Below are 14,635 nucleotides of genomic sequence, written 5' to 3' on the forward strand. Positions count from 1 at the left end.
GGATGGACCTCACGTACACCGACGAGGAAGAGGCGTTCCGGGCCCGGCTGCGGGAGTGGCTCGCGGCCGAGCTGCCCACGCTTCCGGCGAAGCCGTCGCCCGGCGACTGGCCGGGGCGCCGGGCCTACGACACGGGCTGGCAGCGCAGGCTCCACGACGCCGGGTACGGGGACGTCCACTGGGACGCCTCGCCGACCACCCGGCTCATCTTCCTGGAGGAGACGGAGCGGGCCGGCGCGCCGTACGTGGGCGCCAACTTCGTCGGCCTGCTGCACGCGGGGCCCACCATCGCCGCCGAGGGCAGCGCCGCGCAGCGGGACCGCTGGCTGACGCCGGTCCTGCGCGGCGACGAGGTGTGGTGCCAGGGGTTCAGCGAGCCGGACGCCGGGTCCGACCTGGCGGCGCTGCGCACCCGCGCGGTGCGCGACGGCGACTCGTACGTGATCAACGGCTCGAAGATCTGGACCTCGCACGCCGAGGTCGCCGACTGGTGCGAACTCCTCGTCAGGACCGACCCGGACGCCCCCAAGCACCGCGGCATCACCTGGCTCGCCATGCCGATGGACACTCCGGGGATCACGGTGCGCCCGCTGCGCACGCTCGCCGGGTCGACGGAGTTCGCGGAGATGTTCCTCGACGACGTACGGGTGCCGGTCGGCAATCGCGTCGGGGACGAGAACGACGGCTGGCGCGTCACGATGGTGACGCTGTCCTTCGAGCGCGGTACCGCCTTCGTCGGCGAGGTCGTCGCCTGCCGCCGCGTCCTCGGCGAGCTGGCGGCCCACGCGCGCAAGAGCGGCCGCTGGGACGACGCCGTGCTGCGCCGCGAACTCGCGCTGCTCTCCGCCGAGTTCAGCGCGCTGTGGCGGCTCACGCAGTGGAACGTCAGCGAGGCGCAGGCGAGCGGCGGGGTGCCCGGGGTGGGCGGGTCCGTGTTCAAGCTGCGGTACTCGCACGCGCGGCAGCGGCTGTACGACGTCGCGGCCCGGGTCCTCGGCGGTGCCGGGGCGCTGGACACCGGCCAGGAGTGGACCCTGGACCGGCTGTCGTCGCTGTCGTACACGATCGCGGCCGGTACGTCGCAGATCCAGCGCAACATCGTCGCCGAACGCATTCTGGGACTGCCGAAGGGTGCGAAGAGCATGAACGGTTCGAAGGGTACGAAAGGTAGAGGAGGGCGCTGAGCGTGCACTTCCAACTGACAGCGGAACAGCGGGCGTTGCGGGACGGCATCCGGGAGCTGCTCGCCGGGCGGTTCGGGCGGGACGCGCTGCGCGAGGCGGTGCGGCGGCCCGTGGTCGACCGGGCGCTGTGGCGGGAGCTCGGCGCGGCGGGCCTGTTCTCGCTGTGCCTGCCGGAGGCGTCGGGCGGCGTCGGGCTCGGCCTGCCGGAGGCCGTGGTGGTCTTCGAGGAGTGCGGGCGGGCGCTGGTGCCGGGGCCTCTTGTGGCCACGTTCCTCGCGGCCGGGCAGGTGCCGGGCGCCGCGGCGGGCGAGGTGGTCGTGACGCAGCCGTTCGGCGGGCTCGTGCCCTGGCTGGACGAGGCCGACGTGGTGCGCGGGGAGGTGACGGGCGCCGAGCCCCTCACGTCGGTCGACCCGCTCACGCCCCTGCACCGGGTGCCGGGCGAGGGGCCGCCGCCTCCGCCCGGGGCCACCCTCCTGTTCGCCGCACAGCAGCTCGGGTCGGCCGGCCGCACCCTTGAGATGGCCGTCCAACACGCCCGGGAACGCGAGCAGTTCGGTCAGCCCGTCGGAGCGTTCCAGGCCGTCAAGCACCTGTGTGCCGAGATGCTCGTACGGGTCGAGGTGGCCCGCGCCGCCGTCTACGCCGCCGCCGTCACCGGGGACCCGGTCGAGCTCGCCGCCGCCGAACTGCTCGCCGACGAGGCCGCCGCGCAGGGGGCCCGTGACTGCCTCCAGGTGCACGGTGGCATGGGTTTCACCTGGGAGGCGGACGTTCATCTGCATCTGAAGCGGGCCTGGGTGAGTGCCGAGTTGGGCGGCTCGGCGCGGGCCGCCGAGGAGGTGCTCGCCGCCGCTCTGTGAGCGCGCGGCGCAGGCCATGAGGAAGGGTGCACGGACAGTGACCGTACGTCGATATCGGGTTGTGTCCTTCGCGGGGCTCGTCACGGCGCGGAGTCGGCGTCCGGCTCCGGTACCTTGTGGCAGATGCGAGTGGTGCTGAGCCCGGGCGATGGTGCCGGTGCTGCCTCCGAGGCGGCCCCGGGATCGGGGATGTGCGCCGCTCGCAGCGCAGGGCGGGGCGTCACGCCCGCCTGTTCGACCCCCCGCAGGACGCGTCGCACAGTATGCCGCACGCGTACTCCTTCGCGCTGGAATATGCCCGAAGCGCTTGTTGGGGTGACTGTACGTCAACCATGCTGTGCAGCAAGGGGATCACGGTCCGTGATCCTTGGCAGTGGCCAGGATGGTCAGTGGCGCGAGGCGACGTGTCCGCCGGTTCGGATGGTGTGAGCGGTGCAGGTGCTTCAGGTTCAGCTGGAGGTCGGGGCCGACCCCGCGGAAGTGGGCCGGGCCCGGAGGTGGGTGCGTTCGCGCCTCGCCGGTTCGGGGATAGACGCCGACGAGCCGCTTGCCGAGACGCTGATCCTGCTCGTCTCCGAACTGGTCACCAACGCCGTGGTGCACACCGGCCGTCCGGCGGTGCTGCGCATGGTCCTGCCCGCCGTCCAGGAGCGGTGTCCGGGCACCGTGCGCGTGGAGGTGGCGGACTCCAGCACCCGTCCGCCGACGCCCCGGCACGCGGACGGCGACGAGACGAACGGACGCGGTCTGGAGCTCGTCGACGGGCTGGCCGACCGCTGGGGCTGGCGGCCCGAGGGCGCGGGCAAGGCCATCTGGTGCGAGATCGACCGCTGTGCCGCCGCGGGTGCGGGCGGAGTGGCCGTCCATGACGGAGTGGCCTTCGAGGCGGTGTGACCCCTGTGGGGCCCCTGGGAAGATGCGCCGGGTCCGCACCTGTCCAGTGCTTCCGTGCGCGCTCGAATATTCTGCGCATTAACGGCAAATACCCGTACCGGAGTTGACGCTGGGTGTCCGTTTGGTCACGCTTGTGGTCAGCGATTCGCTGCGAGGGGACGTCGAGGGCCCTTGTGACGGGGGCCCTCGGCGCATACGGGTCGTTGCCCTTGGGGTGCGGGAAAAGAGGTGCCGGGTGCGGCCCGCGGTCCGTCCTTGCGGGCGGGGGACGCGGCCGCGCACCGGTAGGGGGCCTGCACCCCGGGGCTTCGCTCCGGGCCGGGGTTCAGAGCACCGCCACCGGGGCCACCGGGGTGCCGGTCGCACCCCTGAAGGGCTCGGGCATCGCCGAGAGCAGGAACGTGTAGCGGCCTTCTTCTCCACAGGCTGTGGACAGGGATTCCAGATTCCAGTTCTGACCCTGCAGCATGCCCATCTCCACGAGGTCCAGCGCGTGCACCGGGAGCCACAGGTTCTCGATCTCCGGCGGGAAGATCTCGAAGGTCAGGGTGTCGTTCGCGACCGCCGCCACGTCACGGGCGTGGAACCACTCCGGGGTGCGCACCGACAGGCCCGGTGACGGGTAGCCGTACGCGTGCTTGTCGCCGGCCAGGTACACCTGGATCTGGCCGGTGCGGACCAGGACGATGTCTCCCGGGTGCACCTCGACGCGGCCGAACTCGGCCGCCTCGTCCAGGTCTTGGGGGGTCACGGCGTGGTCGCCGGGCAGCCGGTCCAGGCCCTTGGCCGCCGCCACGTCGAGCAGTACGCCGCGCGAGACGATGTACGGGGCCTTGTCGATGCCGCTGAACTCGGCGCCGCCGTGTGCCGTGATGGTGTCCGCCGGGCGGCCGTTGTAGAGGCGGCCCGAGTGCGAGACGTGGGTGAGGGCGTCCCAGTGGGTGGCCGCCTGCAGGCCCATCGTCACCGCGTCGTCGCTGCACGCGACGGTGTCCGGGCCGAAGATCTCCTGGTTGATCTGCACCATGGTGTGGAGCGGGTTGATGCGGCCGGGGATCATGCCCGACTGCACGCCGTCCTCCTTGAGGGGCAGCGCCAGGGGGACGCGGCGGCCCGTGCGGACCTCTGCCGCCGCCGCCCGGACCACCTCGTCCGTGACCAGGTTCAGGGTGCCGATCTCGTCGGCCTGACCCCAACGCCCCCAGTTGTTCACGCGTTTGGCGATGTCGTGGAACTCGGCGGGCAGCGGCATCGGGTCCTCCCGGGTCTTGTGTTCCGGTATCTGACGGGTCGTAGAATCCGAACCTGAGCAGAATCTAACGGGTCGTCAGAAACCGCGGGAAGGGGCCGGGCGTGGGGAACTTCTTGGCAGGCAAGGTCGTCGCCGTGACGGGGGCGGGGCGTGGCATCGGGCGCGCCGTGGCGCTCGCGTGCGCCGCCGAGGGCGCGAAGGTCGTCGTCAACGACTACGGGGTGTCCGTCGAGGGCGGCGAGCCCACGTCCGAGGTGGCGCTGGGCGTGGTGAAGGAGATCGAGGCCGCGGGCGGAGCCGCCGTGGCCGTCGCGGACGACGTGTCCACCATGGCCGGCGGGCAGCGGATCGTGGACGCGGCCGTGGAGGAGTTCGGCCGGCTCGACGGGGTGGTGTGCGTCGCCGGGATCCTGCGGGAGCGGATGCTCTTCAACATGTCCGAGGAGGAGTGGGACCCGGTGGTCGCCACCCATCTGAAGGGCACGTTCACGGTGTTCCGGGCGGCCTCCGCCGTCATGCGCAAGCAGGGCTCGGGGACCCTGGTCGGATTCACCAGCGGCAATCATCAGGGCTCCGTCGCCCAGGCCAACTACAGCGCCGCCAAGGGCGGGATCATCTCGCTGGTGCGCAGCGCCGCACTGGGCCTGCACAAGTACGGGGTGACCGCCAACGCCGTCGCGCCCGTCGCCCGGACCCGGATGTCGGCGAACGTGCCGATGGAGCTCAAGGAGATCGGGGAGCCGGAGGACGTCGCGGCCCTGGTCGTCTACCTGCTGAGCGAGCGGGCCCGCGCGGAGAAGATCACCGGCCAGGTGTACACGGTCGCCGGGCCGAAGATCGCCGTCTGGGCCCAGCCGCGGGAGCTGCGCGCCGGGTACGCGGACGGGCCGTGGACGCCGGAGCGGATCGCCGACTTTCTGCCCGGGACCGTCGGGACCGATCCCATGCCGATGCTCGCGGTGCTGGAGGAGATGGCGCGGGCCGCCGCGGCCAAGGAGCGTCCCAATCAGTAGCCGGGCCGGGGGCGGGCCGGTGGCCGGGTCCGGCGCCGGGTCGGTGAGCGGGCAACTCTCAAGTGGGCGGTGGTCGCGTGGAGTTCGGGTTCGGCGCTGAGGACGACGCGTTTCGGCGTGAGGCCAGGGAATGGCTGGAGGAGCATCTCGTCGGGCGGTTCGCGGGGGCCGTCGGGCGGGGCGGCCCCGGCAGTGAGCATGAAGGGGCGAGCGAACGGCGCGCCTGGGAGCGGGAGCTGGGGAGCGGGGGGTGGATCGGGCTCGGGTGGGGCGACGGCTCGTACGGCAATCGCGTCGCCGGTGTCACCCAGCAGGTCGTCTGGGCCGAGGAGTACGCGCGCGTGCGGGCCCCCGGGCGGTACGGGCACATCGGGGAGAACCTGCTCGCCCCCACCTTGCTCGCCTACGGAAGCGCGGAGCAGCGGCAGCGGTTCCTGCCGCCCATCGCGCGCGGCGAGGAGCTGTGGTGCCAGGGCTACAGCGAGCCGGGCGCCGGGTCGGACCTCGCCTCGCTGCGGACCGCCGCCGAGCGGGACCGGGACGGGCGGTGGCGGGTCACCGGGCAGAAGGTGTGGACGTCACTGGCCCATGAGGCGGACTGGTGCTTCGTGCTCGCGCGCACGGAGGCCGGGTCCGTGCGGCACCGGGGGCTGTCGTTCCTGCTGGTGCCGATGGACCAGCCGGGGCGCATCGACGTACGGCCGATCCGGCAGCTCACCGGGACGAGCGAGTTCAACGAGGTCTTCTTCGACGGGGCCGTGGCGCGGGACGTCGTCGGTGAGACCGGCGGGGGATGGCGCGTCGCGATGGGTCTGCTCGGGTTCGAGCGGGGGGTGTCGACGCTGGCCCAGCAGATCGGCTTCGAGGAGGAACTGCGCAGGGTCGTGCGGGACGCCCGGGACACCGGCGCCCTGGACGATCCGGTGATCGCCGAGCGGATCGTGCGGCTCTGGGCCGAGCTGCGCACCATGCGGTTCAACGCGTTGCGGACGCTGGGCGGGGCGGCGGACGCGGTCGGGCCCGGTGCGCCGAGCGTCGCCAAGCTGCTGTGGGGCGGGTGGCATCAGCGGCTCGGAGAGGTCGCGCTGAGCGTGCGGGGGGCCGGCGCCGCGGTGGGGCCGGGGGACTGGTCCGCCGAGGACCCGTACCAACTCGACGAGCAGCAGCGGCTGTTCCTGTTCAGCCGGGCCGACACCATCTACGGCGGCTCGGACGAGATCCAGCGCACCATCATCGCCGAGCGGGTGCTCGGCCTGCCCAGGGAATGAGGCGTAGGTGTCATGAGGGGTGTTCTGTTCGACGGGCGGCAGGCTGTTGTCGTCGACGATCTGGAGATACGGGACCCGGGGCCCGGGGAGGTGCTCGTCGGGATCGCCGCGGCCGGCTTGTGCCACTCCGACCTCTCCGTGATCGACGGGACCATTCCGTTCCCGCGGCCCGTGGTGCTCGGGCACGAGGGGGCCGGGGTCGTGGAGGCCGTGGGGGCCGGGGTGACGCATGTCGTCCCGGGGGACCATGTGGCGCTGTCCACGCTCGCCAACTGCGGGGCCTGCGCCGAGTGCGACCGGGGTCGGCCGACGATGTGCCGCAAGGCGATCGGGATGCCGGGGCGGCCGTTCTCGCGGGGCGGGGAGCCGGTGTTCCAGTTCGCCGCGAATTCCGCCTTCGCGGAGCGGACCGTGGTGAAGGCCGTGCAGGCCGTGAAGATCCCGAAGGAGATTCCGCTGACGTCCGCGGCGTTGATCGGGTGCGGGGTGTTGACCGGGGTCGGGGCGGTGCTGAACCGGGCCCGGGTCGATCGGGGGGACTCGGTCGTCGTCATCGGGACGGGTGGGGTGGGGTTGAACGTGCTGCAAGGGGCGCGTCTCGCCGGGGCGTTGAAGGTGGTGGCCGTCGATGCGAACCCGGGGAAGGAAGGGGTGGCCCGGGAGTTCGGGGCCACGGAGTTCCTGACGGACGTGGGGGCGGTGCGGGGGGTGCTGCCGGACGGGGCCGACCACGTCTTCGAGTGCGTGGGGCGGGTGGAGCTGGTGCGGGCCGCGATCGATCTGCTGGACCGGCACGGGCAGGCGGTGCTGCTCGGGATGCCGGCGGCCGATGCGGAGGCGTCGTTCGTGCCGGCCCAGCTGTTCCTGGACAAGTCGGTGCTCGGGTGCCGGTACGGGGCGTCGCGGCCGCAGCGGGACATTCGGCTGTACGCGGATCTGTACGGGGAGGGGCGGTTGTTGCTGGACGAGTTGGTGACGCGGACCTATCCGGTGGAGGAGTTCGGGAAGGCGGTCGAGGACGCGGAGGCTGGGCGGGTTGCTCGGGGGGTGCTGACGTTTTAGGGGTGGTGCGCCTTGAAGGGAGGGTGGCCGTCTGGCGGATCAAGCCCCTCCGGCGATTGAGGAGCGGGGGCCGGGGCGGAGCCCCGGGGCTGGGCTGCGGCGCGGGGCAACAGGACAACCGGCCTCAGAAGATGGCGCGGCCCGGAACGGGTCAGCTCGCGGAGCGGAACGTTCGGCGGTAGGTCGTGGGGGTTACTCCCAGGGCCGACTGGAGATGCTGCCGCATGGACTGGGCCGTGCCGAAGCCCGCGTCGCGGGCGACCTTGTCGATGGAGAGGGCCGAGGTCTCCAGGAGATGGCGGGCACGCTCCACGCGTTGCTGGGTGAGCCACTGGCCGGGGCTGATGCCGACCTCTTCACGGAAGCGGCGCGTGAAGGTGCGGACGGACATGGATTCCTGCTCGGCCATGTCGCGGAGCTGGATCGGCTCGTGGAGGTGGGCCAGGGCCCAGGCGCGGGCCGCCGTCGTGGTCGCCAGCTGCGGCTCGGGTACCGGGCGTCGGATGAACTGTGCCTGGCCGCCGTCGCGGTGCGGCGGGACGACCGTGCGGCGGGCCACGTCGTTGGCGACGGCCGCGCCGTGGTCGCGGCGCACGATGTGCAGGCACAGGTCGATGCCGGCGGCGACCCCGGCGGAGGTCAGGACGTCGCCGTCGTCGATGAAGAGGACCTCCGCGTCCACCCGGACGGACGGGAACATCCGCTGGAAGGCCGCCGCGTCCGCCCAGTGCGTGGTCGCGGGGCGTCCGTCCAGGTGCCCGGCCGCGGCCAGCACCCAGCTGCCGGTGCAGATCGAGACCAGGCGCGTACCGGGGCGGATGTGGGCGAAGGCCTCGGCCAGGTCGGGGGAGAGGCGGCCCTCCTCGTAGACCGGGCCCAGTTCGTACGAGGCCGGGACGATCACGGTGTCCGCGCTGGCCAGTGCCTGGGGGCCGTGCTCCACCAGGATCGCGAAGTCCGCGTCGGTGCGGATCGGCCCCGGCTCGCGGACCGCGCAGGTCAGGACGGAGTAGAGCGGTTGTCCCGCCGCGTCCCGTGCCCGGCCGAAGATGCGCTGCGGGATGCCCAGTTCGAACGGGATGACCCCGTCGAGGGCGAGCACGGCGACACGGTGCGGCTGAGGACCCATGGCCCGATCCTAACGAACAATGGCATTCGGGCCACTCGATCGGGCGGGCCGGCTGCCGGAACCTCTCTGGTGTGACGACGCAGACGCAGCACCCCGCTCCCCGTACCGGACCCGCCACCGGCCGCAGACGCCCGCACCGCGCCTGGGCCGTCGCGGCGGTCACCTTCGTGACGATCATCGGCGCCGCGGCCTTCGCCTCGCTGCCCGGACTGCTCATCGAGCCGCTGCACGACCCGGACACCGGCTTCGGCTGGTCGCGGGGGACCATCGGGTTCGCCGTGTCCGTGAATCTCGCGCTGTACGGGATCACCGCCCCGTTCGCCGCCGCGCTGATGGACCGCTTCGGGATACGCAAGGTCGTCACCGTCGCCCTCCTCGTCATCTCGCTGGGATCGCTGCTCACCGTGTGGATGACGGCCGCCTGGCAGCTCGTCCTGTACTGGGGGGTGCTGGTCGGGCTCGGCAGCGGGTCGATGGCGCTCGCGTTCGCGGCCACGGTCACCAACCGGTGGTTCGTCGCCCGCCGCGGTCTCGTCACGGGCCTGCTGACCGCGGCCGGCGCCTCCGGACAGCTGATCTTCCTGCCGCTGCTCGCCTGGATCGTCGAGGAGCACCAGTGGCGGCCCGCCGCGGTCACGGTCTCGCTCGCCGCGCTCTCCGTCGTGCCGTTCGTGTGGCTGCTGCTGCGCGACCACCCCGCCGACGTGGGGGTGGCGCCCTACGGGGCCGAGGAGTTCGTGCCCAAGCCGGCACCGGTGACCGGGGCCGCCCGGCGGGCGGTCACCGTGCTGGCCAAGGCGGCCCGCACCGGGCCGTTCTGGCTGCTGGCCGGATCGTTCGCGATCTGCGGCGCCTCCACGAACGGGCTCGTCAAGACGCACTTCGTGCCCGCCGCCCACGACCACGGCATGCCGGTCCCGGCCGCCGCCTCGCTGCTCGCGGTCATCGGCGTCTTCGACGTGGTCGGGACGGTGGCGTCCGGCTGGTTCACCGACCGGTTCGAGGCGCGCCGGCTGCTGGCCGTCTACTACGCGCTGCGCGGGGTGTCCCTGCTGTTCCTGCCGGTCCTGCTCGCGCCGAACGTGCACCCGCCGATGGTCTTCTTCATCGTGTTCTACGGGCTCGACTGGGTCGCCACCGTGCCGCCGACCATCGCCCTGTGCCGCGAGCACTACGGCGAGGACAGTGCCATCGTCTTCGGCTGGGTGCTCGCCTCGCACCAGGTGGGGGCCGCGGTCGTGGCCTTCCTGGGCGGTGTGGCGCGGGACGTCTTCGGCTCGTACGACGTGATCTGGTACGCGTCGGGCGCGCTGTGCGCGGTGGCCGCGCTGATGGTGCTGGTGATCCGGCGGCGGGGCGCGGTGGCTCCGGTGGCCCTCGCGCACTGACCGGCCCGGGGGCGGAGCATGATGGTCGGCGAGGGGGGCCGATTGATGAGTGCGAGTACGGTCGGGCGGGCGAACGGGGGCGGGTTCCAGGCGTACCTGGTGGCCGCTGCCGGGCTGTGGGCGGAGGGCGCGGTGCTGGTCGCCGTGGCGTTCGTCCGTGACACGGGGTGGGCGATGAGCGACCTCGTCGTCACCCTGCTGCTCTGCGCGGGGCTGGGCGCGGTGGCCGCCGCCGTGTTCGCCGGGGTCTACGTCCTGCCGTCGCTGCTGCTCGCCCGGTGGGCGGGGCGGCGCCTCACGGGGCGTACGTCCTGGCCGTGGGCGGTGCTGGGGACGGCCCTGTGGCTGGTGCCCGCGCTCGGGCCGTGGATCCTGCTGAGGATCCTGGCGGGCCCGCAGGACACCGCGGACATGCCCGTCGATGCGGAGGACTGGTTCACTCCGGACACCTGGGCGCCGTCGGCGCTCCTGCTCTTCGTGATCATGCTGCCGCCGGCGCTGCTCGGCCATCTCGCGCTGCGGCGCGCCGAGACGGGGCGTCCCGTGGCCCTGTTCGGCAAGACCCTGGGGGTCGGCGTACTGGGCTGCGTCGGCATCCTGGTGACGGGAGCCGTGACGTACGCCCTGGGGTGAGCGGCGCTCAGTCGCCGAGCCGAGCGAAGCGGCCCCGGTGGAAGAGGAGCGGGCGCGGTTCGTCGGCGTGGGTTCCGAGGGCCGTGACCCGGCCGACGACGATCAGGTGGTCGCCGCCGGTGTGGACGGTGTGGACCGCGCAGTCGATCCATGCCGCGGCCCCGTCGATGCGGGGCGAGCCGGACACCGGTGACGGCTCGTGCGTCACGCCCGCGAACTTGTCGGCCCCGCTCACGGCGAACGCCCGGCACAGCTCGCCCTGTTCGGCGCCCAGTACGTTCACGCAGAACACGCCCGCCCGGGCGATCCGCGGCCACGTCGTCGAGGTGCGCGCCACCATGAACGCGATCAGCGGCGGGTCGAGGGAGAGCGAGGAGAAGGACTGGCAGGCGAACCCCGCGGGCCCCTCGTCCGGCGCGCTCGGCGGGGCCGTGACCACGGTGACGCCGGTCGGGAAGGTCCCCAGCACGCGGCGGAACTCGGCCGCGTCGACGGGCGCGCGCTCGTCGTCGCGGACGGCCCGCAGCTCGGGGCGGGGCAGTGCCTCCACGGGCCCCGCCGTGCTGGGGGCGCCGACCGACCTGAGGTACCGGACGACGGTGGCCGCCATCCCTGCGTGTCCCATCATGCCCTCCAGTGAAGCTGACTACCCGTCAGATTGGAAGGGCCGGTGGGCCCTCGGCTGCCCGCCCGCGGTCCGTCAGCGGCCGCGGAACTCCGGGTGGCGGCGCTCCACGAACCCGGCGACGCCCTCGTTCGCGTCGTGCGTGGTCATGTTCAGCTCCTGGGCCGTCGCCTCCGCGGCGAACGCGGTGGCGCGGTCCGTGTCCAGGGACGCGTTCACCAGCTGCTTGGTGAGGGCCAGGGCGCGGGTCGGGCCGGCCGCGAGGCGTTCGGCCCAGTCCCGGGCCGTCTTCGCCAACTCGGCGTCCGGTACGACCCTGTTGACCAGGCCGAGGCGTGCCGCGTCGGCGGCGGGCAGCGCGTCGCCGAAGAACATCAGCTCCTTCGCGCGCTGCGGGCCGATCAGGCGGGGCAGCAGATAGGCGCCGCCGCCGTCGGGGACCAGGCCCCGGCGGACGAACACCTCGATGAAGCGGGCCGACTCCGCCGCCAGGACCAGGTCGCAGGCGAGGGCGAGGTGCGCGCCGATGCCCGCCGCCGTGCCGTTGACCGCCGCGATCACCGGCTTCTCGCAGTCCAGGACCGCGGAGATCAGGCGCTGGGCGCCCAGCCTGATGGTGCGGGCCACGTCGCCCGCGATCCGTTCCCCGGTGGCGGGCGCCCCGCGCAGATCCGCGCCCGCGCAGAAGCCCTTGCCGGTCGCGGTGAGGACGACGGCGCGCACGCCGGGGTCCGCCGACGCGGCGGCGAGCAGCTCGATGAGGCGTTCGCGCTGGTCCCAGGTGACGGCGTTCATGGCTTCGGGGCGGTTCAGGGTGATCCACGAGACGGCGTTGTCAGTGGCGTGGAGTACCAATGAATCCAGGGAGTTCGCGGGGGGTGCGGACTCCTCGGGGGAGGGGTGTGTCATGGGGGAGCTCCGATGCGGGGGCGAGTGCGGGTGCGGGTCAGCGGCAGACGGCCAGCGCGTCGAGGGCGACGGCGCCCTGGCCGCGCGGCAGCACCATCAGCGGGTTGATGTCCAGCTCGGCGAGCTCGTCGCCCAGTTCGAGCGCCATGCGCTGGACGCGCAGGACCACTTCGACCAGTGCGTCGATGTCGGCCGGGGGCGCCCCCCTGACCCCGTCGAGCAGGGCGCGGCCGCGCAGTTCGTCGAGGGCGGCGCGGGCCCGGTCCTCGCCGAAGGGCGGCACGCACACGGCGGTGTCCCGCAGGACCTCGACGAGCACGCCGCCGAGGCCGACGGTCACGGTCGCGCCGAACAGGTCGTCGTGCGTGACCCCGACGACCATCTCCACCCCCCGCTCGACCATCTGGCACACCAGGACGCCGTCGAGGTCGATGTCCTCGTAGCGGGCGATGTCGACGAGCTCGCGATAGGCGTCCCTGACCTGGCTCGCGGACGTCAGGCCGACCTTCACCAGGCCGAGTTCGGACTTGTGGGCGAGCTGCGGCGCGGACGCCTTCATGACGACCGGGTAGCCGACCTGCGACGCGGCGCGCACCGCGGCGGCCGCGCTGGTCACCAGCTGCTCGCGCGGTACGCGGATGCCGTACGCCCGCAGCAGCTGCTTCGCCGCGTGCTCGCTCAGCTGCTTGCCGGGGCGCATCAGGGCCTGCGCCTTGCGGAAGGAGGGCGACGGGGTGCGCGGTGCCTCGTCGAAGGGCGAGCGGTAGGAAGCGGTGAAGCGGTGGTGGTCGAGATAGGCGCGGACGGCGGTGATGCAGTTGGCGAAGGTGCGGAAGGTGGCCACCCGGGAGGAGCCGAGCAGCGTCTCGCGGTACGCGGCCTCGGTGCCGACCGGCGAGCCCCACACCACGCACACCAGCTTGTCCGTCCGCTCGGCCGCGTCCACCAGGTCCTGCGCCAGCTTGTCGCTCATCGGCGGGAAGGGCCCGGTGATCGGACAGATCAGCACCCCGACGGAGGGGTCGGCGAGGATCGCGTCGATGATCTTCCGGCCGCGCCAGTCGCCGACCGGGTGCCCGCCGTTGTCGACGGGGTTGGCGACGTTCAGGTAGTCGGGGATCCACTGGTGCAGCTCGGCCTGCTTGGCCTCGGGCAGGGTGGGCAGGGTCAGGCCCGCCGCCGTCGCCAGGTCCGAGAAGTGGGCGCCGGTGCCGCCGGATATGGAGTACACGACGACGCCGTCCGCCTGTGGCGGCTTCGCCCGCGCCAGCAGGGCCGCGGTGTCCTGGAGTTCGTCGAGCCCGTCGACGCGGATCACGCCGAACTGCCGCATCGCCGCGTCCACCACGGTGTCCGCGCCGGTCAGCTTCCCGGTGTGCGAGGCGGCGGTGCGCGCGCCGGTCTCGGTCCGGCCCACCTTCACGGCGACGACGGGGACGCCCTCGCGCGCGGCCCGGTCGGCGGCGAGCAGGAAGGACCGCCCGTCCTTGAGTCCCTCGACGTAGCAGGCGATGGCGCCGACCTCCGGGCGCTGCGCGAAGTACGAGATGAAGTCCGCGGTCTCCAGGTCGGCCTCGTTGCCCGTCGGCGCCCAGTGCGAGAGCCGGATGCCCAGCTCCTGGAGGGAGAAGACCGGGCGGCCCTGGTGGCCGGACTGGGTGATGAGCGCGACGGCCGGGCCGTCGAGGTCGTCGCGGAACCGCTCGAAGGCGTTGAGGTTGGTGTTCGGGCCCAGCAGCCGCAGGCCCGAGCGCTCGACGGCCGCCGCGAGGCGTTCCTGCGCGGCCGCGCCCTCGCCGCCGGTCTCGGCGAACCCGGAGGCGAAGGCGACGGCGAACTTCACCTTGGTGTCCGCCAGTTGCTCGATGACCGGCAGCGGATCGGCGACCAGCAGGACGGCCAGATCGACCTGTTCCGGGAGATCGGCGACGGACGGGGAGCACGCGAGCCCGAACACCGACTTCCGCGTCGGGTGTACGGGATACAGGCGCGCGCCGACCCGTTCCGCCCAGCTCATCAGCTGCCGTGTGATGCCGGTGTTGGGCCGCCCCTCGGCGTCCGAAGCCCCGACGACGGCCACGGACTCGGGCCGGAAGAACCGGTCCAGGTCCGGTACGTCGGAGTGCAGCGGCCGTCCGCTGACGTCCCGTTCGTCGGCGCCGGTCCGGCCGTGCACGGCCGGACCCGGCTGCTCGCCGCAGGCGATCACGCGGGCCCGGCGGGAGTCGGTGGTCAGGGTGCCGTACGTCGATCCAAGCATCGGTCCGCCCCGCTCCTGTAGGCCTCCAGAAATAACTGACGCACAGTCAGATTACTGAACTGACGCTCCGTCAGGAACAGTGCTGCACGCAAAGACTGGGGCGGGTGCGGTGGTGGTGTGCCGCAGGTGCGGTGCCGGTGCTCTCCTTCTGCCCG

Annotated in this window: 13 protein-coding genes; 8 read left to right on the top strand and 5 right to left on the bottom strand. The window is 72.9% G+C overall.

Annotated elements, in window-relative coordinates:
* Positions 1-2 precede the first annotated feature (2 nt).
* The 3 genes from ACQUQD_RS23080 to ACQUQD_RS23090 all read left to right on the top strand — a co-directional run bounded on the left by ACQUQD_RS23080 (position 3) and on the right by ACQUQD_RS23090 (position 2,941).
* Entirely contained in the window at positions 3-1,184 is a 1,182-nt protein-coding gene (locus ACQUQD_RS23080; RefSeq protein ID WP_428954030.1) for an acyl-CoA dehydrogenase family protein, read from the top strand.
* Positions 1,185-1,186: 2 nt separating this feature from the next.
* Positions 1,187-2,047, top strand: a complete 861-nt coding sequence (locus ACQUQD_RS23085) for an acyl-CoA dehydrogenase family protein (protein WP_428954031.1) — start codon at positions 1,187-1,189, stop codon at positions 2,045-2,047.
* A 432-nt stretch (positions 2,048-2,479) separates the two neighbouring features.
* Positions 2,480-2,941, top strand: coding sequence for an ATP-binding protein (locus ACQUQD_RS23090; RefSeq protein ID WP_428954032.1), 462 nt, complete (start codon positions 2,480-2,482; stop codon positions 2,939-2,941).
* Between the two features lie 325 nt (positions 2,942-3,266).
* On the opposite strand, the gene ACQUQD_RS23095 is transcribed toward ACQUQD_RS23090, so the two are convergent.
* Complete coding sequence (locus ACQUQD_RS23095; protein ID WP_428954033.1) at positions 3,267-4,193, bottom strand: cyclase family protein; 927 nt, start codon at positions 4,191-4,193, stop codon at positions 3,267-3,269.
* A 101-nt stretch (positions 4,194-4,294) separates the two neighbouring features.
* Between ACQUQD_RS23095 and ACQUQD_RS23100 the strand changes: the two genes are divergently transcribed.
* The 3 genes from ACQUQD_RS23100 (at position 4,295) to ACQUQD_RS23110 (ending at position 7,536) form a co-directional block, all read left to right on the top strand.
* Positions 4,295-5,206, top strand: a complete 912-nt coding sequence (locus tag ACQUQD_RS23100) for an SDR family oxidoreductase (RefSeq protein WP_428954034.1) — start codon at positions 4,295-4,297, stop codon at positions 5,204-5,206.
* Between the two features lie 77 nt (positions 5,207-5,283).
* On the top strand, positions 5,284-6,474 hold the full coding sequence (locus ACQUQD_RS23105; RefSeq protein ID WP_428954035.1) for an acyl-CoA dehydrogenase family protein: 1,191 nt from the start codon (positions 5,284-5,286) through the stop codon (positions 6,472-6,474).
* Between the two features lie 12 nt (positions 6,475-6,486).
* Positions 6,487-7,536, top strand: coding sequence for an alcohol dehydrogenase catalytic domain-containing protein (locus tag ACQUQD_RS23110; protein WP_428954036.1), 1,050 nt, complete (start codon positions 6,487-6,489; stop codon positions 7,534-7,536).
* A 151-nt stretch (positions 7,537-7,687) separates the two neighbouring features.
* On the opposite strand, the gene ACQUQD_RS23115 is transcribed toward ACQUQD_RS23110, so the two are convergent.
* On the bottom strand, positions 7,688-8,665 hold the full coding sequence (locus ACQUQD_RS23115; protein ID WP_428954037.1) for a GlxA family transcriptional regulator: 978 nt from the start codon (positions 8,663-8,665) through the stop codon (positions 7,688-7,690).
* Positions 8,666-8,736: 71 nt separating this feature from the next.
* On the opposite strand from ACQUQD_RS23115, the gene ACQUQD_RS23120 reads away from it, so the two are divergent.
* Positions 8,737-10,053, top strand: a complete 1,317-nt coding sequence (locus ACQUQD_RS23120; RefSeq protein WP_428954038.1) for an MFS transporter — start codon at positions 8,737-8,739, stop codon at positions 10,051-10,053.
* A 45-nt stretch (positions 10,054-10,098) separates the two neighbouring features.
* Positions 10,099-10,686 carry a hypothetical protein gene (locus ACQUQD_RS23125; RefSeq protein ID WP_428954039.1) on the top strand — a complete coding sequence of 196 codons (588 nt, stop codon included), beginning with the start codon at positions 10,099-10,101 and terminating at the stop codon, positions 10,684-10,686.
* 7 nt (positions 10,687-10,693) lie between these two features.
* Here ACQUQD_RS23125 and ACQUQD_RS23130 read toward each other — a convergent pair whose 3' ends face one another.
* The 3 genes from ACQUQD_RS23130 to ACQUQD_RS23140 form a co-directional block, all read right to left on the bottom strand.
* Positions 10,694-11,314, bottom strand: a complete 621-nt coding sequence (locus ACQUQD_RS23130; RefSeq protein WP_428954040.1) for a flavin reductase family protein — start codon at positions 11,312-11,314, stop codon at positions 10,694-10,696.
* A 72-nt stretch (positions 11,315-11,386) separates the two neighbouring features.
* Positions 11,387-12,220 (bottom strand): enoyl-CoA hydratase/isomerase family protein, encoded by an 834-nt coding sequence (locus ACQUQD_RS23135; protein ID WP_428954041.1) that lies wholly within the window; start codon positions 12,218-12,220, stop codon positions 11,387-11,389.
* Between the two features lie 37 nt (positions 12,221-12,257).
* Positions 12,258-14,480, bottom strand: coding sequence for an acetate--CoA ligase family protein (locus ACQUQD_RS23140; RefSeq protein WP_428954042.1), 2,223 nt, complete (start codon positions 14,478-14,480; stop codon positions 12,258-12,260).
* Between the last annotated feature and the right edge of the window lie 155 nt (positions 14,481-14,635).

It is taken from the genome of Streptomyces sp. cg35 (assembly GCF_050410835.1).
Taxonomy (GTDB): domain Bacteria; phylum Actinomycetota; class Actinomycetes; order Streptomycetales; family Streptomycetaceae; genus Streptomyces.

What these genes read in the sequence shown, in the direction of transcription:
- ACQUQD_RS23080 (WP_428954030.1), top strand. Translation starts at nt 3, where the DNA reads ATGGACCTCACGTACACCGACGAGGAAGAGGCGTTCCGGGCCCGGCTG.
- ACQUQD_RS23140 (WP_428954042.1), bottom strand. Translation starts at nt 14,480, where the DNA reads ATGCTTGGATCGACGTACGGCACCCTGACCACCGACTCCCGCCGGGCC.
- ACQUQD_RS23110 (WP_428954036.1), top strand. Translation starts at nt 6,487, where the DNA reads ATGAGGGGTGTTCTGTTCGACGGGCGGCAGGCTGTTGTCGTCGACGAT.
- ACQUQD_RS23095 (WP_428954033.1), bottom strand. Translation starts at nt 4,193, where the DNA reads ATGCCGCTGCCCGCCGAGTTCCACGACATCGCCAAACGCGTGAACAAC.
- ACQUQD_RS23125 (WP_428954039.1), top strand. Translation starts at nt 10,099, where the DNA reads ATGAGTGCGAGTACGGTCGGGCGGGCGAACGGGGGCGGGTTCCAGGCG.
- ACQUQD_RS23115 (WP_428954037.1), bottom strand. Translation starts at nt 8,665, where the DNA reads ATGGGTCCTCAGCCGCACCGTGTCGCCGTGCTCGCCCTCGACGGGGTC.
- ACQUQD_RS23130 (WP_428954040.1), bottom strand. Translation starts at nt 11,314, where the DNA reads ATGATGGGACACGCAGGGATGGCGGCCACCGTCGTCCGGTACCTCAGG.
- ACQUQD_RS23135 (WP_428954041.1), bottom strand. Translation starts at nt 12,220, where the DNA reads ATGACACACCCCTCCCCCGAGGAGTCCGCACCCCCCGCGAACTCCCTG.